The sequence below is a fragment of the Dactylosporangium sp. CS-047395 genome, assembly GCF_050942185.1.
GTDB lineage: Bacteria > Actinomycetota > Actinomycetes > Mycobacteriales > Micromonosporaceae > Dactylosporangium.
On sequence record NZ_CP192015.1, the window covers coordinates 6114142 to 6139226 of the forward strand.

At 73.6% G+C, this 25085-nt stretch carries 15 protein-coding genes; 5 read left to right on the forward strand and 10 right to left on the reverse strand.

Annotated elements, in window-relative coordinates:
• Nucleotides 1-104 precede the first annotated feature (104 nt).
• On the reverse strand, nt 105-644 hold the full coding sequence (locus ACQP00_RS28770; protein WP_433200435.1) for an ArsR/SmtB family transcription factor: 540 nt from the start codon (nt 642-644) through the stop codon (nt 105-107).
• Nucleotides 645-787: 143 nt separating this feature from the next.
• On the opposite strand from ACQP00_RS28770, the gene ACQP00_RS28775 reads away from it, so the two are divergent.
• The gene (locus tag ACQP00_RS28775) at nt 788-2719 is read left to right on the forward strand and encodes a glycosyl hydrolase 53 family protein (protein ID WP_433200438.1); all 1932 of its coding nucleotides are present in this window, start codon (nt 788-790) and stop codon (nt 2717-2719) included.
• Here ACQP00_RS28775 and ACQP00_RS28780 read toward each other — a convergent pair.
• Nucleotides 2700-3728: a LacI family DNA-binding transcriptional regulator gene (locus tag ACQP00_RS28780; RefSeq protein WP_433200441.1), complete on the reverse strand. Its 1029-nt coding sequence runs from the start codon at nt 3726-3728 to the stop codon at nt 2700-2702. The genes ACQP00_RS28775 and ACQP00_RS28780 overlap by 20 nt on opposite strands.
• 102 nt (nt 3729-3830) lie before the next feature.
• Here ACQP00_RS28780 and ACQP00_RS28785 point away from each other — a divergent pair, with 102 nt between their 5' ends.
• From ACQP00_RS28785 to ACQP00_RS28795, 3 genes are all read left to right on the forward strand, one after another.
• Entirely contained in the window at nt 3831-5807 is a 1977-nt protein-coding gene (locus ACQP00_RS28785; protein WP_433200444.1) for a beta-galactosidase, read from the forward strand.
• A 165-nt stretch (nt 5808-5972) separates the two neighbouring features.
• Nucleotides 5973-8156 carry an MMPL family transporter gene (locus tag ACQP00_RS28790; RefSeq protein ID WP_433200447.1) on the forward strand — a complete coding sequence of 728 codons (2184 nt, stop codon included), beginning with the start codon at nt 5973-5975 and terminating at the stop codon, nt 8154-8156.
• A 111-nt stretch (nt 8157-8267) separates the two neighbouring features.
• A complete protein-coding gene (locus ACQP00_RS28795; protein WP_433200450.1) occupies nt 8268-9533 on the forward strand; it encodes a PP2C family protein-serine/threonine phosphatase in 1266 nt (421 codons plus the stop codon).
• 18 nt (nt 9534-9551) lie between these two features.
• Here ACQP00_RS28795 and ACQP00_RS28800 read toward each other — a convergent pair whose 3' ends face one another.
• Both ACQP00_RS28800 and ACQP00_RS28805 read right to left on the reverse strand, forming a co-directional pair.
• Nucleotides 9552-9908, reverse strand: a complete 357-nt coding sequence (locus tag ACQP00_RS28800; RefSeq protein WP_433200453.1) for an STAS domain-containing protein — start codon at nt 9906-9908, stop codon at nt 9552-9554.
• Between the two features lie 123 nt (nt 9909-10031).
• Nucleotides 10032-11258 (reverse strand): pectate lyase, encoded by a 1227-nt coding sequence (locus ACQP00_RS28805; RefSeq protein ID WP_433200456.1) that lies wholly within the window; start codon nt 11256-11258, stop codon nt 10032-10034.
• A gap of 272 nt (nt 11259-11530) precedes the next feature.
• On the opposite strand from ACQP00_RS28805, the gene ACQP00_RS28810 reads away from it, so the two are divergent.
• Nucleotides 11531-13120, forward strand: coding sequence for a cellulose binding domain-containing protein (locus tag ACQP00_RS28810; RefSeq protein WP_433200459.1), 1590 nt, complete (start codon nt 11531-11533; stop codon nt 13118-13120).
• Nucleotides 13121-13124: 4 nt separating this feature from the next.
• On the opposite strand, the gene ACQP00_RS28815 is transcribed toward ACQP00_RS28810, so the two are convergent.
• Genes ACQP00_RS28815 through ACQP00_RS28840 form a run of 6 tightly spaced genes read right to left on the reverse strand, consistent with a single transcriptional unit; the run spans nt 13125 to nt 25077 of the window.
• A complete protein-coding gene (locus tag ACQP00_RS28815) occupies nt 13125-13682 on the reverse strand; it encodes a response regulator (protein WP_433224028.1) in 558 nt (185 codons plus the stop codon).
• A 56-nt stretch (nt 13683-13738) separates the two neighbouring features.
• Nucleotides 13739-14941 carry a sensor histidine kinase gene (locus ACQP00_RS28820; RefSeq protein WP_433200462.1) on the reverse strand — a complete coding sequence of 401 codons (1203 nt, stop codon included), beginning with the start codon at nt 14939-14941 and terminating at the stop codon, nt 13739-13741.
• A complete protein-coding gene (locus ACQP00_RS28825; RefSeq protein ID WP_433200465.1) occupies nt 14938-15735 on the reverse strand; it encodes an ABC transporter permease in 798 nt (265 codons plus the stop codon). Before ACQP00_RS28825 ends, ACQP00_RS28820 begins: the two co-directional genes overlap by 4 nt.
• A complete protein-coding gene (locus tag ACQP00_RS28830; protein ID WP_433200468.1) occupies nt 15732-16589 on the reverse strand; it encodes an ABC transporter ATP-binding protein in 858 nt (285 codons plus the stop codon). The genes ACQP00_RS28825 and ACQP00_RS28830 overlap by 4 nt, the downstream gene beginning before the upstream one ends.
• A gap of 26 nt (nt 16590-16615) precedes the next feature.
• A complete protein-coding gene (locus ACQP00_RS28835) occupies nt 16616-21877 on the reverse strand; it encodes a non-ribosomal peptide synthetase/MFS transporter (protein WP_433200471.1) in 5262 nt (1753 codons plus the stop codon).
• On the reverse strand, nt 21874-25077 hold the full coding sequence (locus ACQP00_RS28840; RefSeq protein ID WP_433200474.1) for a non-ribosomal peptide synthetase: 3204 nt from the start codon (nt 25075-25077) through the stop codon (nt 21874-21876). The genes ACQP00_RS28835 and ACQP00_RS28840 overlap by 4 nt, the downstream gene beginning before the upstream one ends.
• Nucleotides 25078-25085 lie beyond the last annotated feature (8 nt).

The window sequence follows — 25085 nt, forward strand, 5'->3', positions numbered from 1 at the left end:
GAGCAGTGGCAGGGCGGCGTGCGTCACGCCGTCGCCGAGGGAGGAGATCGTCTGCGCGCTCCACAGCCGTGCGAACCCGGCCGGCAGCTTCCGGGCGTCGGCGCTCATGCGGCACCCCCGCCGGCCTGGCCGCGCCGCGCCGGGTGGAACAGGGCGAAGACGAGCGACGCGTCGGGCAGCGCCGGGTCCGACAGCTTGCGGTACTCGTCGGCCAGCGCGTGCAGCCGCGCTCCGAGCTCCGCGAACTGCTCCTCGGTGAGCCGCAGGTGCGCCATCCGGACGTGCCGCTCGCCGTCCGCCGGTGACGCCTCCAGGTCCGCCACGGCGTGCCGCATCAGCACGTCCGTGCCGCCCTCGCCCGGATCGGGCAGCTCGATCGTCCGCGCGGCCATCGCGTAGTACCGCTCGACGACCCCCCGCACCTTCCGCGTCCGGACCACCTTGACGAGGCCGGCCCGTTCGAGCAGCCGCACGTGGTAGCTGGAGCTGCCCTTCGCCAGCCCCACCCGCTCGGCGATCTGCGTGATCGTCGCCGGCTCGAAGCGGAGCACCGCCATGATCCGGTGACGGGTGAGGTTGGAGACGGCGCGCAGCTGCTCGTCCGTGGTGACGTGAAACGTCTCGGGCACATCGTCGGTAGGCACGCGGTCAATGGTCAACGATTCTTGACCATTGCGCAAGGGGTCTCCCCGGGGACGCTGGCGGTGGTGTGCCGTGTCGGGCATGATGGCCGCAGTTCCACCGCGTCCTCGTGAGTTTCCCGAGTTCTCCGAACGAAGGATTGCTGATGCGTGGTCGATCACGACGCTGGATCACCGCGGTCGCCGTCGCCGCCACCGCGCTCGCCGCGGCCCCGGCGCAACCCGCCGCCGCCGGCCACACCGTGCCGGTCGAGGCCGTGGCGAGCAATATCGCCGGCAAGCCGTGGGTGACGTACTCGGCCAGCAGCGGGCAGGCGAGCGCGCGCCTCGCCGCGGACGCCGACGTGACGACGGCGTGGCGGCCCACCGGGCGCGGCCCGCAGTGGCTGCGCCTGGACCTGGGTGGCGCCTACGACAACCTGCGCCAGATTCGCGTAACGTTCACGAACGCGACGGCGACCAACCGCTACATCGTGGAGGCCTCGGCCGACGGCGCCACCTGGACGACGGTCGCGGACCAGACCCGCCACGGGTTCACCCGCCCCGGCATCCGCTTCCTGCGGGTCAGACTCACCGGGCCGGCGGCCGGCATCGCCGAGGTCGAGGTCTACAACTACCTGCGGCCGGACCTCGTCGTCGGGGCCGACATCTCCTACGCCGACCAGGACGACAACCAGGACCACCTCACCTACTACGTCGACGATCCGGCCACGGCGACCGACGTGCTCACGTCCGCGCGCAACGCCGGCCTGCGGTACGTGCGGCTGCGCGTCTTCAACACCCCGCGCGACGAGAAGACCGGCGCCTTCCTCGACCCGGCCTACCAGGGACCCGACCGCACCCTCGCCGTCGCCCGGCAGGTCAAGCAGCTGGGCCTGGGCCTCGGCGTCGACCTGCACTACTCGGACTCCTGGGCCGACCCGAGCAAGCAGGCCAAGCCGGCCGCCTGGGCCGCGCTGCCGTTCGACCAGCTCGTCACCGCGGTCCACGACTACACCCGCGACTCGGTCCAGCGGCTCGTGGCGCAGGGCACCGTCCCCGACAAGGTCGCGATCGGCAACGAGCTGATCAAGGGGTTCCTGTGGGGGTCGGAGCGGCCCGGGCCGTGGTTCACCGACCCCGCCGACTGGTGCTACGACTGCTACTTCAACCACGATCCCGCGTACGGCGCGCAGCCCGGCGGCGGCATCGCCTGGGACGACTGGACGTCCACCGACCCCGCCCGGCAGGCCGCCTACGAGGCCTCCTGGGACCGGTTCACGACGGTGCAGGCGGCCGGGGTCCGGGCCGTGCGGGAGGTCGCCGCGGCCAACCACGTGCGCATCGGCGTGGAGACGCACGTCATCATCGACAACGGGCAGTTCGAGCGGACCCGGGAGTTCTGGCGGCAGTACCTGCACCGCCTCCACGCCAAGGGCCAGGACATCGACGTGATGGGCTTCTCGTACTACTCCGAGTGGCACGGCCCGCCGGACGTCTTCGAGGCGCAGCTGCAGACCCTCGCCGCCGAGCACCCCGGGTACAAGATCGACATCGCGGAGACCGCCCATCCGTCGGCGTTCTCCGACCCGATTCCGAACTCGCCGTACCCCGTGTCCGTGCAGGGCCAGCAGGACGCGCTGCTGCGGGTCTTCCGGATGGCCAACGACCTGCCCGACAACCGGGGCCTCGGCGTGCTCGTCTGGGAGCCGGCGCATTTCCAGTCGATGGTGAACTGGTCGACATCCGCCTGGCCGGTGCTGCAGTGGAACGCCTCGATCAACGCCTACGGGATGGTGCCGCCGGCCGCGCCGACCGCGGTGCGCCTGCAGCCGGGCGACGGGCGGATCACCGTGACGTTCCGGGCGCCGACGGGCGGGGATCCGGAGCACATGCAGTACCAGATAAGCCTGGACAACGGCGCGACCTGGCGGACTCCTGAAGTGGCGGTGGACACCGACGGCACCGTTGCGGCGAGCCTCACCCGGCTGCGCAACGGGGTGCGCTACACCGTGGCCGTCCGGGCCGTCAGCGCGCTCGGCGTACCCGGCGCCCCGGCCCTGGCCGGTGTGGTCGTGCTCAGGCCGACTCGCGGATGACCAGTTCGGTGGGGACGACGACGGCCGCCGGGGGCCCGCCGTCGATGAGGCCGAGCAGCATGCGGACCATTTCGGCGCTGATGCGCGGGTACGGCTGGCGGATCGTGGTCAGCGGCGGCTGGGTGCCGGCCGCCACCTGGCTGTCGTCGAAGCCGCCGACGGCGACGTCCGACGGGACGCGTCTGCCGGCCCGGTAGAGGGCGTTGAGGGCGCCGGCGGCCATCAGGTCGGAGGCGACGAAGACGGCGTCGAGATCCGGGGCCTGTTCGAGGAGCCGGACCATGGCCGCCTCGCCGCCGGCGCGGGTGTAGTCACCGTTGGCGATCAGGGCCGGGTCGGCGTCGTCGCCGAGGGCGTCGCGGTAGCCGGCGAGGCGTTCGGTGCCGCCGGGGGTGTCGAGCGGGCCGGTGACGGTGGCGATCCGGCGGCGGCCGGTGGAGCGCAGGTGGTCGACCATCCGGCGGGCGCCGTCGCGGTCGTCGGCGGCGACGTAGGCGGTGCGGTGCTCGTGGCCGAGGGGTTTGCCGCAGGCGACGACCGGCAGGCCGCGGTCGAGCAGTTCGGGGATGAGCGGGTTGCCGCGGTGGGTGGACACCAGCAGCGCGCCGTCGACGTGGCCGGCGGTGAGGTACCGGCCGATGCGTCTGCCGTCCTCGACGCTGCCGGCCAGGGTCAGCAGCAGGGTGATGTCGTGCCGGGCCAGGGCCTCGGTGCAGCCGTGCAGCAGGACGCTGAAGTTCGGGTCCTCGAAGAGGCGGTCCTGCGGCTCGGAGAGGATGAACGCCACCGACCCGGAGCGCTGGGTGACGAGGCTGCGCGCGTGCTGGTTGACCACGTAGCCGGTGTTGCGCATCGCGCGTTCGACGGCGGCGTGCGCGGCGTCGCTGACGTCCCGGCCGCCGTTGAGGGCCCGGGATACGGTACCCCGCGACACCCCGGCCGCCGCCGCCACATCGTTGATCGTGGGGCGGCGGGCTGGGTGCGGCCGGGGCTCGCGCGCGTTCGTCATGGGCCGATCATCCCTTGACGGCGCCCGGCAGCATATCGGGCAGCATCGTTGCAGCGTCGTTGCAGCATCTTTCCGCGTACGTTCACAGTCGGGAGCCGGTCCATGGATCAGCCGCACCGTTCGCCGCGCTTCCCGCGTGGCCTCGACGCCATCGCCTACGGCGGGGACTACTCGCCGGAGCAGTGGCCCGAGGACGTGTGGCCGGAGGACGTCCGGCTGATGCGGGCGGCCGGCGTGAACCTGGTCAGCGTCGGCATCTTCAGCTGGGCGATGCTGGAACCGGTCGAAGGGCGGTACACCTTCGGATGGCTGGACCGGATCCTGGAGTTGCTGCACCGCAACGGGATCCGCGTGGACCTCGCCACGCCGACCGCCGCGCCGCCGCCATGGCTCAGCCACCGCCATCCCGAGACCCGGCTCGTCGACCGGCACGGCCACGTGCTCGGGCAGGGGGCCCGGCAGAGCTTCTGCCCCAGCTCGCCGCAGTACGCGCGGGCCGCGGCCGCGATCACCGAGCAGCTCGGCCGGCGCTACGGCGACCACCCGGCCGTCGCGCTCTGGCACGTGCACAACGAGTACGCCGGGCTCAACGCGCACTGCTACTGCCCGCGCTGCGCCGAGGCGTTCCGGGCGTGGCTGCGGGCCCGGCACGGCGACCTGCCGGCGCTGAACGCGGCGTGGGGCACGACGTTCTGGAGCCAGCGCTTCAGCGACTGGGCCGAGATCGAGCCGCCGCACGCCGCGCCGGCCCCGGTGAACCCGGCCCAGCAGCTGGACTTCCTGCGGTTCTGCTCCGACAACCACCTGGAGAACTACCGGCGGGAACGGGACATCCTGCGCCGGCTGTCCCCCGCCGTCCCGATCACGACGAACTTCATGATCGCCAACTGCAAGGCGGTCGACTACTGGAAGTGGGCCGGCGAGGTCGACGTCGTGGCCAACGACCACTACCTGCAGGCCGAACGGGCCGACCCGCACGTCGAGCTGGCGATGTGCGCCGACCTGACCCGGAGCCTGGCCGGCGGCGCACCCTGGCTGCTCATGGAGCACTCCACGAGTGCGGTGAACTGGCAGCCGCGCAACATCGCCAAGCGCCCCGGCGAGCTGGCCCGCAACAGCCTCGCGCACGTCGCCCGCGGCGCCGACGGGGTGCTGTTCTTCCAGTGGCGGGCCTCGCGCTCCGGCGCCGAGAAGTTCCACTCGGCGATGCTGCCGCACGGCGGGACCGGCACCCGGATCTGGCGCGAGGTCACCGCGCTCGGGCAGCGCCTGGCTGGGCTGGACCGGCTGCGGGGTACCCGCGTGCGGGCGGACGCGGCGATCGTGTGGGACTGGGAGTCGTGGTGGGCCCTCGAACTGGAGTGGCGGCCGTCGGTGGACCTGGCGTACCGGGAACGGGTCGAGGCCTACTACACCGCCCTGTGGAAGGCCCACCTGACCGTCGACTTCGTCCGCCCCGAGGCCGACCTGAGCCGGTACCCGCTGGTCGTCGCCCCGTCGCTGTACCTCACGACGGCCGCGGCGGCCGAGAACCTCGACACGTACGTCAGCGGCGGGGGCACCCTGCTCGTGTCGTACTTCTCCGGGGTCGTCGACGCCAACGACACCGTGCACCCCGGGGCCCACCCCGGCCCGCTGCGCGAGCTGCTCGGCGTGACCGTCGAGGAGTTCCTGCCGCTGCGCCGCGGCGAACGGGTCACCCTCTCCGACGGGACGGTGGCCGACGTGTGGGCCGAGGACCTCGCCGCCGACCCGGCGGAGGTCGTCCTGACCTACGCGGACGGTCCCGCCGCCGGGCAGGCGGCGGTGACCCGCAGGGCGCACGGGCGCGGGACGGCCTGGTACGTCTCGACCCGCCCGGACCCGGCCGGCCTGCAGCGCCTGCTGGCCCGGGTGCTGGCCGGGACCGGCCTGGCGGGGATACCGGACCTGCCGGACACGGTCGAGGTCGTGCGCCGGCCGCCCTTCACCGTCGCGATCAACCACGGCGACCGCGCGGCCGAGGTCGGCGGGGTCACCGTCGAGGCCGGCACGGTCGAGGTCATCGGGGAGCCGATGTCCATCCCGACCCCACCCTGAGCTGCCGTGAGCGCTCCCGGCACGGCGGCGGGGTAGGGCTGTCCCCCGCAGCCGGGCGGGGGCTGGCGTCAGGGCCGACTCGGTGGTCGGCGGCAGTGTGCCCGGGCGCCGCGGTGACGAGGCTGAAACCCGTTGATACGGGTCGCTTCGGCTAAGGGGATGGCTATGGCACACGGGTTCATCGCGCGCGTCGGGCACTGGTGCTTCCGGCACCGGTGGGGGGTGCTCGGACTGTGGCTCGCCGCCGTGGCGCTCGGCGTCCTCGCGGCCGGGCCGGTCTTCGCCGCGCTGGCCGGGGACAACAGTCCCAAGGACCTCGAGTCCTTCCGGGGGCAGAAGGTCCTCGCCACGCAGTCGACGCAGGGCGGCACGGTGATCGGTGTCGTCGACGGGATCGACCCGGCCGCCGCACCGGTACGCGCCGACGTGCTCGCCCTGGCCGCGAAGCTGCGCGGGGTCGACGGGGTGCGGCAGGTGGTGACCCCGTTCGACGAGGGGCTGCCGGCCGAGCAGGCGGCGGGCCTGGTCGCCAAGGACCACCGCGGCCTGCTGATCCAGGTCGGCCTGGCCAACCTCGGCGACGAGGCCCGCGACACCGCGGCGACCGCGCTGACCGACGCGCTGCACGCCGGAGCCGCCGGCCTGCGCGCCGACGGGCAGCCCGAGGCCCGGATCCGGGTCGGCGGCGGGCCGGTGCTCAACCAGCAGGCCAACGCGCAGGCGGGAGCGGACCTGGCCAAGGCCGAGTCGATGTCGCTGCCCATCACGCTGGTCGTGCTGGTGTTCATCTTCGGGGGCATCATCGCCGCGGGGATGCCGGTGCTGGCCGCCATCGTGTCGATCGCCTTCTCCATGACCATGCTGCTGGTGTTCACGAAGTTCACCGAGCTCGACTCGAACGCGGTCACGATCGTCACGCTGCTGGGGCTGGGGCTGTCCATCGACTACGGGCTGCTGCTGGTCGCGCGGTACCGCGACGAGCTCGCCGCCGGCCACCAGCCCGCCGCCGCGCTGAGCCGGGCCTGGGCCACCGCCGGGCGGACGATCGCGTTCAGCGCCCTCACCGTCGCCGCCGCCCTGAGCGGGCTGCTGCTGTTCGGCATCACCGGCCTGTCCGCCCTCGGCGCGGCCGGGATCTCGGTCGCCGTCGCCGCCATGCTCGTGTCGCTGACCTTCACCGCCGCGCTGCTCGGCCTGGCCCGCAACCGCATCAAGCCGTCGAAGCGGGCCGCCCGCCAGGACGCCGACGCCGGGTTCTTCGCCGGGCTGGCCCGCGTCGTGCAGCGCCGGCCGCTGCTCACCACCGTCCTGAGCGGCGCGGCCCTGGTCGCCGTCGCCCTGCCCGCCCTCGGTGCCGCCATCCACCTCGACGACCTCGGCGCGCTGCCGCCGAAGATGGAGTCGGTGCAGGTCGAGCGCGAGCTGACCGGCAACTACGGGCAGAGCGCGGCGCCGGCCGTCATCGTCGTGGCCCACACCGGGCCGGCCGCCCTCGACGCCTGGGCCGACCGATTCGCCGGTACCCCCGGGGTCGCCCTGATCCACCCCGCCGAGGACGCCGGCAACGGCCTGGCCACCGTCGGCATCGAGGCCACCGGCGACCCCGAGGGGCCGGCCGCGCAGGACCTCGTCGACCGCATCCGCGCCGACCGTCCCGGCGGTGGCGAGTCGTGGGTGACCGGCAGCGGCGCGTTCGTCGCCGACGTGGTCGGCCAGATCGTGCACCGGCTGCCGCTGGCCCTCGGCGTGACGCTGCTGGCGATGGTCGTGCTGCTGTTCGCGATGACGGGCTCGCTGGTCGTACCGCTGAAGGCCGTGCTGATGAATCTGGTGTCCCTGGGCGCCACGTTCGGCGTGCTGACCGCCGTCTTCCAGCACGGCTTCCTGGCCGGCCCGCTCGGGGTGCTGACCGTCGGCGGGCTGAGCCCGTTCACCGTGGTGAGCGTGTTCGCGTTCGCGTTCGGGCTGTCGATGGACTACGAGGTGTTCCTGCTGGGCCGGATCAAGGAGTACACCGACCGCGGCCTGCCCACCGACGTCGCCGTCCGGCGCGGGCTGCAGCGCTCCGGCCGGATCATCACCTCGGCGGCGCTGCTCATGGTGATCGTGTTCGGCTGCTTCGTGACCGGCGAGATGGGCCAGGTGCAGCAGATCGGCCTCGGCCTGGCGATCGCGGTCGCGGTGGACGCGACGCTGGTCCGGTGTGTCCTGGTCCCGGCCACGATGACCCTGCTGGGCCGGGCGAACTGGTGGGCCCCGGCCTGGCTGCGCCGCCTGCACGGCTTCATGGGCCTGCGGGAGACGGTGCTGGACGAGCCCGAGCCGATCCGCGAACTGGTCCACCGCTGAGCTGACGGGCGCCCACCGGATCCGGTGGGCGCCCCCGGGACGTTCGCCTGCCGGGACGATGCGCACCCGGCGGAAGCTGAGACGGACGCGGGAAAGCTTTAAGCTGCCGGAATGGATCACGGCGACACGACGATGATGGCAGCGCTGCTCGCGGCCGCGGAGGACGCGCCGCCGGTCGATGCCGTCGAAGCGGTCACGCGGGAGCTGGGCCGGGCGCTCGACGCCCGGTCGGTGTCGTTCCTCATCGCCGACCTCGGCGGCCGGGCGCTGGTGCGGCTGGCGTACGTCCCGCTCGCCGACGCCGTGCACGGCGAGGCCGGGCGGCGCGGCGGTGACGAGGTGGCCACCGTGCTGCCGTTCGACGGTGGCGTGCAGGAGCAGACGCTGCGCACCCAGACGCTGCAGGTGATCGCGGCCGGTGACCGGTGGACGGTGCTCGCCCCGGTCACCGAGCGCGGGGAGGCGATCGGGCTGCTGGAGGTGGTCCTGCCGGTCGAGCCGGACGCCCGGGCGCTGCGGGAGATCGGCCGTATCGCGCATCTGCTGGCGTTCGTGGTGATCGCCAACCGGCGGCACACCGACCTGTTCGAGTGGGGGCAGCGGACCACGCCGTTCAACCTGTCCGCGGAGATCCAGCGCCGCCTGCTGCCGGCCGCGTTCACGTGCGAGGCGGGTGCGTTCACGCTGTCGGGCTGGCTGGAACCCGCGGCGAGCATCGGCGGGGACACGTTCGACTACTCGCTGGCGCGGGACGAGCTGCACTTCAGCGTCACCGACGCGATGGGCCACGGCGTGGCCAGTGCGCTGACCGCCACCCTCGGCGTCGGGAGCCTCCGCAACAGCCGGCGCCGCGGGCAGGGCCTCGTCGAGCAGGCCGGCGCCGCCAACGCCGCGGTCGCCGGACATGCCGGGCCGCAGAGCACCTTCATGACCGCCGTGCTCGGCCGCATCGACCTGAACAGCGGCGTCTGTACGTTGATCAACGCCGGTCACCTGCCGCCGCTGCTGGTGCGCGACGGTGCGGTCGAGGCGTTGACGCTGCCGCGCAACTTCCCGCTCGGCATGCTGGCCGACGCCACCTTCCAGACCGGCGAGGTGACCCTGCGGGCCGGGGACCGGCTGGTCGTGGTGACCGACGGGATGCGCGAGCGCCGAGCGGCGCAGCTGGACCTGACCGCCGAGTTGCGCCGGGCCGCCGACCTGCACCCGCGGGAGGCGACCCGGGCCCTGGCCGACGCGGTCCTGCGGGTGGCCGGCCCCACCCTGGCCGACGACGCCACGCTCCTGATCATCGACTGGTACGGCGATCACGGACAGGCGCGGCGCAGCAACGCCGGCGCGGACCCGGCCCGGGCCAGCGACTCCCCCGCCGGCTGACCGGCACCCGGGACCGGCTCAGTCCTCGCCGCCGGCGGCCAGGCCGGCCTCGGCCGACGCCACACTGTCGTAGACCCCGATGAGACGATCGACCGAGGTCAGGTCCAACACGCTGCGCACAACGGGCTGGGCGGCGGCGATACAGACCCGCCCGCCGCGCTCCAGCAGGTGCTTGTGCAGCCACACGATCATGCCCAGGGCGGTGGAGTCGATCAGCGGCACGCCGGCCAGGTCGAGCACGACGTTGCGGACATCGTCGTCCAGCGCCTGCCGCAGCCGGTCGCGCACGGCCGGTGTGACGCCCAGGTCCAGGTCACCGGCGAGGTGTACGACGAGGCCGGCCCGGCCCGGCCGGGTCGTCAGGGACAGCTCCACGCCCAGCCTCCAGTCACCCGCACCCGCTCCGACGACCCCAGCCTACGGGCCGGCCGGTCCGCCGCGCCGGAAGTCGACCGGGCGCCCACCGGATCCGGTGGGCGCCCGTTGCGTGGGGTGACGTCACCCGTAGGTGATGTCGCTCTTGTTGACCTTGCAGTTGGCGTCGTTCCAGCCCTCGCCGAGGTAGCTCGGCTCGCTGCCCTTCGCGACGCCCTTGTACTTGCCGCAGATCACCGTGCTGGAGCTGTTGAGGACCCGCACCCGCGTGATGGTGGCCACGTCGCCCCAGTTGGAGTTGATGCCCACCACGTAGTCGACGTCGTCGACGATCACGTTGTCGACCTTCACGTTGCGGGTGTACGAGTTCGTGCAGTTGCCGCAGGCGCGGTACAGCTTGCCGGTGCCCTTGAGGTAGAAGCCGCTGATGCTGACCGTGCCGTTGCCGTTGTGCTGGAACATCTTGTCGCTGCCGGAGCGGGCGCCGCCGCCGATGACGTACGACGTGCCGCCGTTGGTCTGCAGGAACGTGGCGCCGTCCTCGCCGATGTCGTTCCACCACACGTTGCGGATCGTGCAGGTGCCCAGGCAGTGGATGCCGTCGCCGGCCGGCGAGCCGATGATCACGTTCTGGATCGTGGCCCCGTTGGCCAGTTCGAACATCGGGTCCTGGCTCTCGGACTGGCTGCCGTCGCCGATGCAGCAGTACGTCTTCATCCCGCCGTCGAACGTGCCGGAGACGCTCTTGGTGCTGGACAGCGACACGTTGCCCGCGGACGACGGCCACGAGGTGGTCGGGTTGCCGCCGCCCCCACCGGTCGCGGTCGCCGTCGGGGTCGGGTTGCCGCCACCGCCGGTCGAGGTCGGGGTCGGGTTCGAGCCGCCGGCGGCGTAGGTCTCGAACTCGGCGATCCGGGGCGCGCTCGAGGCGCCGGTGATGTCGAGCGTGATCTTCTTCAGCGACGTCGACGAGAAGGTGATCGTCGCCGGGGTGCCGCTGCCGCTGGCCAGTACCGCGCCCGAATCGTGGTTGAGCAGGCGCCAGGCGCTGATGGAGCCGCCGCCCGAGGCGGTGCGGATGACGACCGAGGAGACCGTCTTGGCGCTGCTCCACTTGACCGAGATCTGGCCGGTACTGCCGCTGGGCGACCAGTACGTGCCGGTGTTGCCGTCGATCACGTTGCCGTAGCTCGTACCGCTGGCCTTGCTGGAGCCGTCCGCACCGGCGCCGATGCTGAGATTGTCGGCGGCCGCGGCGTTGGGGATCTGCATCGCCAGCGTGACGGCGGCGACCGCGACCGCGGCCGCACCGCCCGCCAGCCACCGCAGCGAGACTGGGGCTCGTCTCATCCGTGCTCACCTTTCCGAGGGTCGATGGGGGGTCAGGAAAGCGCTTTCCTGGCACCGTAGACATGGACCGGGGTCAACACAAGGAGGGGTGCCGTTTTGCGGGGATTTGGGCGTGAAACGTGGTGAAAACCGCAGGTCAGCCGGCGGGGCCGGGTAAGTTTCAGCCCCACTGGGCCGGTGGCCGCGCCGAACACCACCGGGCATTGACGCCGGGCTCGTCGCCCGCGCCTACTGAAGCGGTTCAGCAGACCCACGCCAGGAGGCGCACCCCCATGCATCGATCCCGGTTCGCGCTCGTCGTCGCCGTCTGTGCCGCCCTGGTCGCGGCCGCGGTCGCGGTGCCGCTGGTGCGCGCGTCCGCCGCGACCGCCGGCTTCGTCAGCCGCTGCGGCATCCACTTCTGCCTGGGCGGGCACCCGTACTACTTCGCCGGGGCCAACGTCTACGACACGTTCACGTACGGCGGCAGCTACGGCGACACCGAGACGCAGTGGATGGACAAGGCGCGCATCGACAACCACATGGCCGAGATGGCCGCCGACGGGGTCACGGTGCTGCGCACGTGGATGTTCGACCACGAGCAGTGGCACGGCTTCGAGCCCAGCAAGGGGGTGTACAGCGAGCAGCAGTTCGCCGAGTTCGACTACATCCTCCACTCGGCCGCGCAGCACAACATCCGGGTCATCCCCGTCCTCGAGAACTACTGGGAGGCGTACGGCGGCATCGACACCCGGCTGTCGTGGGAGGGCCTGGGCACCGGGCAGGCCAACCGCTGGCGCTTCTTCAACGAGTCGGCGTGCCCGGGCTGCTTCACGCAGTACAAGAACTACGTGTCGTACGCGCTGAACCGGACGAACCACTACACCGGCGTCAAGTACAAGGACGACCCGGCCGTGTTCGCCTGGGAGCTGATGAACGAGCCGCGGTACGAGGGCCAGGGCACCGCCGAGAACGTCAACGGCACCACCCTGCGCAAGTGGGTCGACACGATGGCCGCCTACATCAAGGGCATCGACGGCAACCACATGGTCGACGCGGGCCTGGAGGGCCACGGCACCAAGTACGGCTTCGGCGGCGACGAGGGCAACCCGTTCGTGGCGATCCAGCAGTCGCCGTACATCGACTTCACCTCGGCGCACCCGTACCCGAACGAGGGCTGGGCGAATCTCACGCTGGCGCAGACGGTCACGCTCGTCGACGCCTGGCTGGCCGACTCGCACGACGTGGTCGGCAAGCCGTTCTTCCTCGGCGAGTTCAACACCATGGGCGTGGACCGCGGCACCTGGTGGACGGCGATCTACAACGACCTGCAGACCCGGGACGCCGACGGCAGCGCCTTCTGGTGGTTCCCGGACGCCCAGGCCGGCGGCGACAACTACAGCGTCAAGCACGGGGCGCCGGAGCTGTCGGTGTTCAAGGCGCACTCCGCGGCCATGGTGGCCAAGAGCGGCGGCAATCCCCCGGTGTCGACCAGCCCGTCCGCGTCGCGGTCGGCATCCGCGAGCCCGTCCGCGTCGCGGTCCGTGTCACCGCCGCCCGCCGGGACCGGGTGCAAGGTCGGGTACACCCTCAACGACTGGGGCTCCGGATTCACCGCCACCGTGACAATCACCAACGCGGGCACCACGCCGATCACCGGCTGGACACTCAAGTGGGCCTTCGCCGGCAACCAGACGCTGAGCAACGCCTGGAACGCGACCGTCACCCAGTCGGGCACGGCAATGACGGCCACGAACATGCCCTACAACGCCACCATCCCGGCGGGCGGCAATACCCAGTTCGGCTTCCAGGCCGCGTACACCGGCACGAACGCGGTACCGGCGCGGTTCACCCTGAACGGCACGGCCTGCGCGAAGGCCTGAAGCGCTAAAGCGGTGAGCGCAGGATCCCGCGGGACAGGGCGGCGGTCACGGCCGCCGTCCGGTCGCTCACCCCGAGCTTCACGAATGCCCGTACCAGATGCGTCTTGACCGTCGCCTCGCTGATGAACAGCACGCGCCCGATCTCCGGGTTGGACAGTCCGTTGGCGACGAGGCCGAGCACCTCGGCCTCCCGCGGGGTGAGGGCCGCGCGGCGCCCGGCCAGCCGCGCGGCGATCGGGGGCGCGAGGACCGACTCGCCCCGGGACGCGGCGTGGATCGCGGCCACCAGCTGCGCGTGCGGGGTGTCCTTGAGCAGGTACCCGACCGCGCCGGCCCCGATGGCGCGCAGGATGTCCGCGTCGGTGTCGTAGGTGGTGAGGACCAGGACCCGGACGCCGGGGCAGCGTGCGGTGATGCGCGCGGTCGCCTCGGTGCCGTCGACGCCGGGCATCCGCAGGTCCATGAGGACCACGTCGGGTCGCAGCGCCGCGGCGAGGGTCAAGGCCTCGGCGCCGGACGCCGCCTCGCCGACCACGTCCAGGTCGTCGGCCAGCTCCAGCATGCCGCGCAGCCCGACCCGGACCACCGGGTGGTCGTCGACGAGCAGGACCCGGACCGTCACCGGGAGTCCTGCGGCAGTGGCAGCTCGACGACCGGCAGCTCGACGCGGACCGTGGTGCCCGCGCCCGGCGCCGAGACGACCGTGCAGGTGCCGCCGAGGGCGATCACCCGGTTGCGCAGCCCGGACAGGCCGTAGCCGCCGGGCCCGCGGCCGGGTTCGAAGCCCTGCCCGTCGTCGGTGACGGTGAGCGCGCCGGGGGTGAGCGCGATGCGCACGGCCGAGGCGCCGGCGTGCCGCCGGACGTTGGCGAGGGCCTCCTGCGCGGCCCGCAGGAACACGGCGTCCCGCTCGGGCGCCCCGCCGCCGGAAGGCTCGTCGACCTCGACGTCCACCGGGGTGCCGGTGTCGCGGGTGTGCCGCTCGGCCAGCCGGGCCAGGGCCTCGGCCAGGCTGTGCGCGCTGAGGTCGGGTGGGCTCAGGGCGGCCACCAGGGAGCGGGCCTCGGCCAGGTTCTCCCGGGCGGTGCGCTCGATGAGGTCGAGCTGGTCCGGCACCGGTGCGGCGTCGCGCCGCAGCGCCAGCCGGGCCGACTGGGTCAGCATGAGGATGCTGGTGAAGCCCTGGGCGAGGGTGTCGTGGATCTCGGCCGACAGCCGCTCCCGCTCGGCCGTCATGCCGGCCGCGTGCCGTTCGCGGGCCAGCGCGGCGCGGGTCTCGATCAGCTCGGCGATGAGCGTGCTGCGGGCGCGGCTCTGCGCGATGAGCGCGGAGATGTAGGCGCCGATCAGCCCGGCCGACAGCACCGGGACGACCACCGTCGGCAGGATCGCGGCGACGGTCCCCGCGGACAGTCCGAAGTGGACGAACATGGCGGCGACGAGCAGCGCGGCGACGATCCCCAGGACGACGAGCCGGTCGCGCCACCGGCCGAGGAGCAGGAACAGGTGCAGGAACAGCACGGAGACCAGCACCGCGCCGACCATCGTCACCATGACGATCCCGGCGAAGAGCACGAGGGCCCCGGCGAGCTGGACGGTCCCCCGCCGCTCGCCGGGCCGGCCGACGGCGGGGGCGCCGACCTGCCAGTACCAGAGCAGAAACAGGCAAAGCAGGAGGGACGCCAGCAGGCGGGCGCGCGTGGTCAGGGAGTCGTCGGTCCAGACCAGCGCGCCGGTGATGGCCGGAGCCGCCACGGCCACCAGGTGCCAGACGGCCTGGAACCGGTCCCACGCGTGCCCGCCCGGCGGCGCTCCGGTCAACGGTCCTCCCGGCCGGTCCAGCGGAACGTCACCAGACACAGCCCCAGTCCCACGATCACCCACGCCCCCAGCATGATGGCAACCCGGCCCAGTTCCCAAGACCCGGCGGGTTCGTGCGCGGCGAACGAGTCCGGCAGGAACACCGAGCGCATGCCCTGGGCCATCCACTTCAGCGGGAACACCGCCGCGATCTGCTGCATCCACGCGGGCAGGCTGGTGAAGACGAAGAAGACGCCGGAGATGAACTGCAGCACCAGCGCCACCGGGGTGACCACGGCCGGCGCCCGCTTGGCCTCCCGCGGGATCGAGGAGAACGCGATCCCGCACAGCGTGCAGGCGGCGATGCCCAGCAGCGAGACCCACAGCAGGGTGAACCACTGCCGGCCGGTCGAGGGCAGCGTCACGTCGAAGAACAGGGTCCCGATGGCCAGCATGACGGCGCAGCCGCCCACGCCGATGAGGTACACCATCACGACCTTGCCGATGAAGTACGCGCCGGCCGGCATCGGCGCACCGTAGAGCCGTTTCAGCACGCCCCGGTCGCGCTCCATCGGGATCTGGACGGCGAGGGTCTGGAAGCCGTTGGTGAGCTGCGCGGCGGCGATCATGCCGGCCACGAAGTACTGCGTCAGGGTCACCCCGGGCGCCACGTCGTCGCCGCCGAACACCGAGCCGAACACGACCAGCAGCAGGATCGGCAGCGCGAAGGAGAAGATGACCGACTCGCGGCCGCGGAAGAACTGGCGCAGTTCCAGGCCGCTGCGCAGCAGCCCGAGTCGCAGCGTGAGGGTCATGCCGTCTCCTGGATCATCGAGAGGTACGCGTCTTCCAGCGACGGCCGGGTGACCGTCAGCTCGGGCACCTCGCCGCCGAACCGGGCGACGAGGTCGGCCACGAACTTCGCCGGGGTGTCGGTGTCGTGCTCCTGCGGGCCGTCCGGTGCGGCCCAGCGGACCTTCGCCGCCGCGGTGCCCCGGCCGCCGAGCGTCGCCGGCGTGGCGACCGCCACCACCCGGCCGCGGGCGATCACGCCGACCCGGTCGGCGAGGGTCTCCGCCTCGTCGAGGTAGTGCGTGGTGAGCAGGATCGTGGTCCCGCCCGCCGCGAGGTCCCGGATCAGCTCCCAGAACTCGCGGCGGGCCTGCGGATCGAAGCCGGTCGTCGGCTCGTCGAGGAACAGCAGCTCCGGCCGGCCGATGATGCCCAGCGCCACGTCGAGCCGGCGGCGCTGCCCCCCGGACAGCACCTTGGCCCGGTCGTTGCGCTTGGCCTGCAGCCCGACCCGTTCGATGACCTCGTCGGGACGGTCGGCGTCCGGGTAGTACCGCGCGAAGTGCCGCACCACCTCCCGCACCGTGAGCTCCTCGAACTCGCCGGTGGACTGCAGCACGATGCCGATGCGGGCGCGCCAGCCCAGCGGGCGGCGCTGCGGGTCGACGCCGAGCACTCGGACGTGCCCGCCGCTGCGCTTGCGGAAGCCCTCCAGCATCTCCACGGTCGTGGTCTTGCCGGCCCCGTTCGGCCCGAGCAGGGCGAACACCTCACCCCGTTCGACGGCGAGGTCGAGCCCGTCGACCGCGTGGCTGGCGCCGTAGGTCTTGCGGAGGCCCTTGGCCTCGATGGCGTATGCATCGGTCACGATCTCCATCGTGGCCGATGCATACGCCGCGCGGGTCAACCGGTTGATGGACGGGTGTGCAGAGCCGCGGCCTGGATCTCGTCGAGGGAGTCGGGGATCTCGGCCCCCGCCGCCGCGTCCGGCAGGTCGTCCTCCATCCGGTGCAGGGGACGGTAGGCCAGGCCCAGGACGCCCCAGATGACCAGCAGCAGGCCGCAGGCGAGCAGGATCAGGCCGGTACCGCGGGCATCGCCGACCCCCACGACCCGCCCGACCGTGCCGGCGAGCGCCCCTCCTGGCCGCAGCAGCGGCGCGACCGCGTCGGTGAACGGCGGCGCGGTCAGGAACGCGACCGGGGTCATCGCCACCGCCAGCATCTGGTTCGTGGCGAGCACCCGGCCCTGCAGTTCGAGGCCGACCTTGACCTGGATGATCGCGAGCCAGTGGGCGTTGAGGACGGTGAGCGAGCCGTACCAGATGAGGCTGCCCACCGCCGCCAGCGCCGTGGAGGGCCGCAGCCCGACGAGCGCGGCGCCGAGGCCGACCCCGATGACGAAGCCGACCATGCCGGTGGCCCGGCGTTGCGCGCCGCCCCACAGCACCATGGCGAGCGCGCCGAGACCGGCCCCGATGCCGCTGAACGCGGTGACGACGCTGACCGCCGTGGTGCCGCCGAACGCGTACACGGTCGGCACGGTCACGGCGAGGGCGAGCATCGCGAGGTAGTTCTCGACCACGAAGAACACGATCATGATCATGAGCGGGCGGCGCCGGACGAGGAACCGCCAGCCGCCGACGATGGCGCGCACGAAGGTCTCCTCCTGCCGCCGGAAGAGCCGGTCGGGCAGGCGCACCAGCAGCAGCGTGCCGACGCCGACGAGCAGCGACACCACGTCGACCGCGACCACCCACGGCATGCCCAGCGCGGTGATCAGCGCGCCGCCCGCGAGGGGGGCGATGAGCATGCCGATGCCCGGGCCGAGGTTCGCCAGCGCGTTGGCCTGGCCCAAGTACGGCTTCGGCACGAGCTGCGCGACCGCGGCCAGGTAGGCGGGCCGGTGGAAGGCGGTGACCGCGGACAGCAGCCCGGCGAGGAGTCCGACGCTCCAGATCTCCAGCCGGCCCAGCGCCAGCAGGGTGACCACGGCGGACATGACCACCGCGCCCGCCCCGTTGCAGGCCAGCATGATGCGCCGCCGGTCGATCCGGTCCGCCACCGCCCCGCCCAGCGGGAGCAGCAGGATGGAGGGCAGCAGGGCCAGCATGGTGACGAGGGCATAGTCGGCGACGCGGCCATTTCGCTGGTACGCCCACACCCCCAGCGCGAACGAGCTCAGCGCCGCCCCGATCAGCGACGTGGTCTGCCCGGCCGTCATCACGTAGAACTCGCGCAGGTCGCGGCGGGCCCGGCCGCCGGTGACCGCGGTGCTGACCACCTCCGGCGTCCGGCCGGCGTTCCACTCCCGCAGCGCGCCGGCGATCTCGTCGGCCGCGGCCGCCGCCTGGTGCTTGAGGAAGTAGTGCCCGGCCCGGGGCAGCACGGCGAGGGCGACGTGGTCGGCGAAGGCGCCCCATTCCGCGTAGCGCTCCTGGTACAGCTCGGTCGAGCGGTCCCGCGCCCCGATCAGGCACAGCACCGGCGCCCGCAGCCGCCGCCGGTCGGGCCGGGTCAGCTCGCGGGTGAACCAGGTCTGCGACTCGTCCACGTCGTGGCGCAGGCTGCGCAGGATCACCTCGGCGTCGAGGCCCTCGTCGTCGTCGAGCCCGCCGAGGGTGCGCAGGAAGTCGCGGTACGCCCGGTCGGAGGTGAACCACGTGGCGTGGAAGCGCCGGTGCAGCCACGACGACACCCGCCCGGGCAGCCGCGCGGCCGGGAAGCTGCCGCCGACGACCAGCCCGGCGACCTCGCGGCCCTCGGCCTCCAGGCGCAGGGCGAGCTCGGTGGCGGCGGCCGAGCCGACGCAGTGGCCGTAGACCAGCACCGGGCCGGCCGGCAGGTCCGCCACCACCCGGTCGATCAGCTCGGTCAGCGGCAGTGGCGGCTCGTCGGGCCGGGCCGGGTCGTGCCCGGGCAGCTCGATCGCCAGCACGGCCGCACCGGGCAGGCGCGCCGCGAGTTCGGTGGCCAGCGGCCCGTACGCCGCGGCCGACCCGCCGCCGTAGGGCACGCACACGACGCTCAGGGTCGCGTCGGCCGGGCCGGCGAGGCGGTGCAGCAGCCCGGTCGAGCCGGTGTCGCCGTCGAGGTAGGCGGCCAGCTCGCGCACGGTCGGGCGGGTGAACAGGTCGATGACGCGCAGCTGCGGGTCGATGGCCCGCACGGCGCGCACGGCCTTGAACGAGTCGCCGCCGAGGGCGAAGAAGTCGTCGTCGAGCCCGATCTCAGCCCCGTCGAGGACCTCGGCCCAGGCCGCGGCGACCCGCAGCTGCGTCGGGGTTTCCGGCGCGACGCGGGTCGCGGCGCCCGGCGGTTGCGGTGCGGGCAGCGCGGTGCGGTCCACCTTGCCGTTGGCGGTCAGCGGGAGCCGGTCGAGGACCACGAACGCCGAGGGCACCATGTAGTCCGGGAGCCGGTCGCGCAGCGCGGCCCGCACCGCGCCGGGGTCGGCGGTGCCGGGCGTGATCCAGGCGGCGAGCCGCCGGGTGTGGGCCTCGCCGACCGGCAGGACCACGGCCTCGCCGACGCCGGGGACCCCGCGCACCGCCGTGGCGACCTCGTTGAGCTCCACCCGGAACCCGCGGATCTTCACCTGGTCGTCGACCCGGCCCAGGATCTGCACCAGACCGTGGGCGTCGAGGCGGACGCGGTCGCCGGAGCGGTACCAACCCTGCTGGAAACGCTCGTCGTGGACGCCGAGGTAGCCGCGGGCCACGCTCGGGCCGCCGATGCGCAGCTCGCCCGGCACCCCGGCGGGCACCGGACGGCCCGCCCGGTCGGTGACCCGGCATTCGACGTTGGCGAACGGCCGTCCGATGGGGACGGTGCCGATGCGGCGCTGCGCCGGCACCTCGCGCACGTCGCAGCCGAGCACGGAGACCGTCGTCTCGGTCGGGCCGTAGTGGACCTGCACCTCGAGGTCCGGGCGGACCCGTTCGACGCGGTCGACGAGCTCCCACGGGCACGGCTCGCCGGCCAGGATCAGCAGCTCGCGGGGCAGCAGCGCGGCGAGGTCGCCGTGCGAAGCGAGGAGCTCCAGGTGGCTCGGGACGAGTTTCATCGCGTCGACCGGATGCTCGGCCAGGTAGGCCGCGAACGCCTCCGGGTCGGTGGCGGTCTCGCGGTCCACGAGGTGCGCCACGCCGCCGGTGGCGAGAGCCCCGAACAGGTTCGTCATGCCGAGGTCGGCGGCGTGGGTGGAGACCAAGGCGTAGGAGCCGTGCGGCCCGATGCGGTCGGCCACCGCGTGCAGGTAGTGCACGATGTTGCGGTGCTCGACCATGACCCCCTTGGGCCGGCCGGTCGAGCCGGACGTGAAGATGAGGTACGCGAGGTGGTCCACCGGCACCGCCACCGCCTCGGCCGGCTCGCCGGTCACGTCGGCGACCACGATGGCCTCGCGGCCGAGCGGGCGGCCCGCGAACGCCGCCTCGGTGAGCACGAACCGGACCTGCGCGGCGTCGAGGATGTCGGCCACCCGGCCGTCCGGGTAGCCGGGGTCGACCGGCAGGTAGGCGGCGCCGGCCTTGAGCGCGCCGAGCATCGCCACGGGCAGCGCCGTGCCGCGTTCGGTGAGGACCGCGACCGGCTCCTCGGGCCGCACGCCGGCCGCGAGCAGCCGGGCCGCCACCACCCCGGCGCGCCGGTCCAGCTCCACATAGGACAGCCGGCCGTCGGCCGCGACCACGGCGGTCGCGTCGGGCGCCGACGCGGCGTGCCGGGCGATGAGCTCGTGCAGCGGCCGATCGAGGGGGTAGGACACCGGCGGGCCGTCCGGCCCGGGCCGCACCCCGGGCTCCAGCGCCAGCTCGCCGACGGGCCGGTCGGGCTCGGTGACCAGGCCGGTCAGCAGGGCCAGGAACCAGTCGGCCAGGCGTTGCGCGGTCCGCTCGTCGAACAGGTCGGCGCGGAACACCAGCGGACCGCGGTAGCCGTCGTCGACCCGCGACAGGGTGAGGCCGAGGTCGTACTTGGCCGTGTGGTTGGGCAACTGGACGCCCTGCGCCCGCAGGTCCGGCATGCGCGTGGCCATGGCCGGCTGCTCCAGCACGTTGAGCATCACCTGGAAGATCGGCGTGTGGCCGAGGTTGCGCTCGGGCTGCAGCCGCTCCACGATCCGCTCGAACGGGGTCTCGGACTGCGCGAGCGCGTCGATGGCCGTCTCGCGGACCCGGTCGAGCAGCGCCCGGCCGGTCGGGTCGCCGGCGCAGTCGGTGCGCATGACGACGGTACCGATGAAGCAGCCGACCATCCGCTCGAGGTCGGGGTGGTGCCGGCCCGCGACCGGCACGCCGATCGGGATGTCGTCGGTGCCGCACACCCGGGCCAGCAGGGCCTGCAGCGCGGTGAGCAGCACCATGAACGGGGTGGCCCCGCAGGAGTTGGCGAGCCCGGCGATCCGGCCGGCCAGCGCCGCCGGGATGTGCACCGCCACCTCGCCGGCCTCGTGCCCGGCGACCGCGGGGCGGGGCCGGTCGGTCGGCAGGTCCAGCACCGGCGCCAGGCCCCGCAGCCGCTCGACCCACCGGTCCAGGGCCGCGGCCGACGGCTCCCGGCCGGCCTGCCAGCGGGCGTAGTCGGCGTACTGCAGCCCGGGCCCGTCCGGCGCCGCCCGGCCGTCGAGGCGGTGCGCGTACAGCTCGGCGATCTCGCGCAGCGCCAGGTCCACCGACCACTCGTCGAACGCGATGTGGTGCACCACGAGCAGCAGCACGTGCTCGTCCGGCCCCTCGCGGCGGATCAGCGCCCGCAGCGGCGGCTCGTGCTCCAGGCGGAACGGCCGCGCCCGGAACGCCAGCAGCTCCCCGCCGGTCTCGACCGGCACGTCCGCGGCGGCGCCCAGCACCGCGGCCGGCACGCCGTCGTGGTCCACGAACCGGGTCCGCAGCACGTGGTGGCGCTCGGCGAGGTCGCGGATCGCGGCGCTCAGCGCGGCCACGTCGAGCGGGCCGGTCAGCCGCACGGTGCCCGTCACGTGGTAGGCGGCGCTGTCCGGCTCCAGCTGGTGCAGGAACCACAGCCGGGTCTGGGCCGGCGACAGCGGCGCCGGCGCGTCCCGGTCGGGGAACGCGGGGATGGTACTGGCGGTCCGCGCGGTGTTGCGGCGCGCCGCGGCCAGCCGTTGCTGCAGCGCCGAGCGCTGGGTGTCGGTGACGGTCACGCCGGCGTCTCCTCGTCCAGCGTCTCCTCGTCCAGCAGCAGCGCCTCCAGCGCGGCGGCGAAGTTGGCCAGGACGGGCTGCTCGAACTGCAGCCGCACCGGCACCGCGAAGTCCAGTGCGTCGCGGAGCCGGCCCACGACCAGGGTCGCCGACAGGGAGTGCCCGCCCAGGGCGAAGAAGTTGTCGTACACCGACAGCTCCTCCCGGTGCAGCACGCCGCTCCACACCTCGGCGACCAGCTGCTCGGCCTCGGTGCGCGGCGCGACCCGCTGCTGCACCTCGTCCCGCGGCTCGGGCAGCGCCGTGCGGTCGACCTTCCCGGAGGCGTTGACCGGCAGCGCGTCGAGCGTCATCCAGCGCTGCGGCACCATGTAGTCGGGCAGTGTCGCCCGCAACAGGGTCTGCAGCGCCTGCGGGTCCGGTGCCGAACCCGGCTGCGGTACCACGTAGCCGACGAGGTGCGCGTCGCCGGTCGGGTCGGCGACGGTCACGACGGCTTCCTTGATGCCCGGTGCCGCGCGCAGCTGCGACTCGATCTCGCCGAGCTCGATCCGGTGCCCGCGCACCTTCACCTGGTGGTCGCGGCGGCCGAGGAAGTCCAGCAGCCCGTCGTTGCGCCGGCGGACCAGGTCGCCGGTGCGGTAGCAGCGTTCGCCGGGCCGGACCGGGTCGGCCACGAACGCGGACTCGGTCAGGTCGGGCCGGCCGTGGTAGCCGCGGGCCAGCCCGGCCCCGCCGATCCACAGCTCGCCGATGGTGCCGGGCAGCGCGAGGCGGCCGGCGGCGTCGACCACGGAGACCCACTCCCCCGCCATCGGGGTGCCGATCGGCACGGTGTCGCCGACGGGCGCGGTGACCCGGTACATCGTGGACACCACGGCGGTCTCGGTCGGGCCGTAGCCGTTCCAGCACTCGCCGAGCCGGACGGTGAGCTCGCGGGCGAGCGCGGGGTCGAGGGCCTCGCCGATGGCGACCCCGCGCACCCGCGGCGAGCGCCAGCCGGCCGCGACGAGCATCCGGAAGGTGGTCGGGGTCGCGGTCATCACGGTCACGCCGGCCTCGGCGATGCGGGCCGCGACGAGGTGCCCGTCGACGGCCACGCCGCGTTCCAGCAGCACCAGCCGGGCGCCCCGGCCGAGGCCGCACCACAGCTCGAAGCCGGCCACGTCGAAGGAGAGCGCGGTGAGGCCGAGCATCACGTCGTCGGGGGTCACCGGTACGAGGTCGCAGCTGGCGGCGACGAACGCCGCGAGGGCGCCGTGGTTGAGCTCCACGCCCTTGGGCCGGCCGGTGGAGCCGGAGGTGTAGAGGATGTAGGCGAGGTCGTCGGGTCCGGGCGCCGGGAGCTCGCCGGGCTCGGTGGCCAGCGCGTCGGCCAGGTCGACGAGGACGGCGCCGGTGCCCTCGACGAGCGGGCGGGCCACGTCGAGGGTCTCCGCGGCGGCCAGCACGACCGTCGCGCCGGAGTCGTCGAGCTGGTACCGCAGCCGCTGCGCCGGATGGTCGGGCTCCAGCGGCACATAGGCCGATCCGGCCTGCCAGACGCCGAGCAGCGCGGCGGGCAGGTGCCGGTCGCGGGGCAGGCAGATCCCGACGGGCGTGCCGGGCCCGGCCCCGTGCGCGCGCAGGGCGGTCGCGATCCGGGCGGCGGCCGCGGCCAGGTCGCCGTAGCTCAGGGTGCCGTCGGCGGCGTCGACGGCGACGGCGGCGGGGCGGGCGGCGGCCTGGGCGAGGACTGCCTGCGGTACCGTGGCGGCGGCATTTTCGGGCAGGGCGGGGCCGGCGCCGAGGGCGATCAGCTCGGCCCGCTCGGCGTCGTCCAGCAGCTCGAGCTGCGACAGCGGGCGGTCGGGCTCGGCCAGCATCCCGTCGAGCAGGGCGAGCAGCCAGCGGGACCAGCGCTCGACCGTCGCCCGGTCGAACAGGTCGCGGCGGTAGTGCAGCTCGCCCTCGTAGCCGGCCCCCTCGGCCTGCAGCGACAGGCTCAGGTCGAACTTGTTGAAGTCGAGCGGGGCGTCGAGCCGCTCGGTGCGCACGCCGGGCAGCACCGGGTCGTGCTGGGCGGTCTCGAGCAGGTACAGCATCGACTGGAAGATCGGTGTCGTGGCGGTGGAGCGCTCGGGCGCGACGGCCTCCACGACCCGCTCGAAGGGCGCGGTGGCGTGCGCGAACGCCTCGAGGGTGGTCTCCCGGACGCGGTCGAGCAGCTGCCGGCCGGTCGGGTCGCCGGACAGGTCGGTGCGCATCACGAGGGTGTTGATGAAGCAGCCGACGACGCTCTCGGTCGCGCGGTGGTGGCGCCCGGACTCGGGCACGCCGACAGCGACGTCCTCGCTGCCGCCGAGCCGGCTCAGCAGCGCCTGCCAGGCCGCGAGGACCACCATGAAGGCCGTGGCGTTGCACTCGCGGGCGGTCTCGCGGATCCGCTCGGCCAGCGCCGGGGACAGCGCGAAGGGCAGGTAGCCGCCGCTCCAGTCGGCGACCGCCGGGTAGGGCCGGTCGACCGGCAGCGCCAGCACCGGGGCGAGCCCGGCGAGCCGCTCGACCCACCAGCCGACGTGGTCGTCCGCGGTCCGCGTCGACTGCCAGGCGGTGATGTCGGCGTACTGCAGCCGCGGCGCGGCGGGCGGCGCACCCTGGCCGAGCCGGGCGGCGTAGAGCGCGCCGAGCTCGTCGAACAACAGGCCGTGCGACCACGCGTCGGTGGCGATGTGGTGCACGGTCAGGGCCAGCACGTGGTGCTCGGCGCCGAGCCGGAACAGCACGGCCCGCATCGGCGGCTCGCGGTCGAGCGCGAACGGCCGGCTCACCTCGGTGCGCAGCGCCGCGTCCAGCGCCGGCTCGTCGATGTCCACGATGGACAGTTCGATCCGGTCGGCCGGGCCGGCGATCGCGTGCCCGGGCGGCGCGATGACGCTGCGCAGGACCTCGTGCCGCTCGGCGACCTCGCGCAGCGCGGCCAGCAGCGCGCCGGCGTCGAGGGGTCCGGTGAGGCGCAGTACCGAGGGAACGTGGTAGATCGACGGGTTGTTCTCGAACTGCGCGTTGAACCACAGCCGGGCCTGCGACGGTGACAGCGGCTGCGGCGCGTGCGGGTCGGCCCGGCGCGGGATCTCCGCGTCGGCCCGGGCGGCGGCGCGGGCGGCCGCGACCCGCCGCTCCATGAGGGACCGTAAGGTGTCCTGGTCAGACAAGGTCATCGTGTTTT

Coding starts and splice junctions, on each gene's coding strand:
- ACQP00_RS28775 (WP_433200438.1), top strand. CDS start 788: ATGCGTGGTCGATCACGACGCTGGATCACCGCGGTCGCCGTCGCCGCC.
- ACQP00_RS28780 (WP_433200441.1), bottom strand. CDS start 3,728: ATGACGAACGCGCGCGAGCCCCGGCCGCACCCAGCCCGCCGCCCCACG.
- ACQP00_RS28785 (WP_433200444.1), top strand. CDS start 3,831: ATGGATCAGCCGCACCGTTCGCCGCGCTTCCCGCGTGGCCTCGACGCC.
- ACQP00_RS28790 (WP_433200447.1), top strand. CDS start 5,973: ATGGCACACGGGTTCATCGCGCGCGTCGGGCACTGGTGCTTCCGGCAC.
- ACQP00_RS28795 (WP_433200450.1), top strand. CDS start 8,268: ATGGATCACGGCGACACGACGATGATGGCAGCGCTGCTCGCGGCCGCG.
- ACQP00_RS28805 (WP_433200456.1), bottom strand. CDS start 11,258: ATGAGACGAGCCCCAGTCTCGCTGCGGTGGCTGGCGGGCGGTGCGGCC.
- ACQP00_RS28810 (WP_433200459.1), top strand. CDS start 11,531: ATGCATCGATCCCGGTTCGCGCTCGTCGTCGCCGTCTGTGCCGCCCTG.
- ACQP00_RS28815 (WP_433224028.1), bottom strand. CDS start 13,682: ATGCTGGAGCTGGCCGACGACCTGGACGTGGTCGGCGAGGCGGCGTCC.
- ACQP00_RS28825 (WP_433200465.1), bottom strand. CDS start 15,735: ATGACCCTCACGCTGCGACTCGGGCTGCTGCGCAGCGGCCTGGAACTG.
- ACQP00_RS28830 (WP_433200468.1), bottom strand. CDS start 16,589: ATGGAGATCGTGACCGATGCATACGCCATCGAGGCCAAGGGCCTCCGC.
- ACQP00_RS28840 (WP_433200474.1), bottom strand. CDS start 25,077: ATGACCTTGTCTGACCAGGACACCTTACGGTCCCTCATGGAGCGGCGG.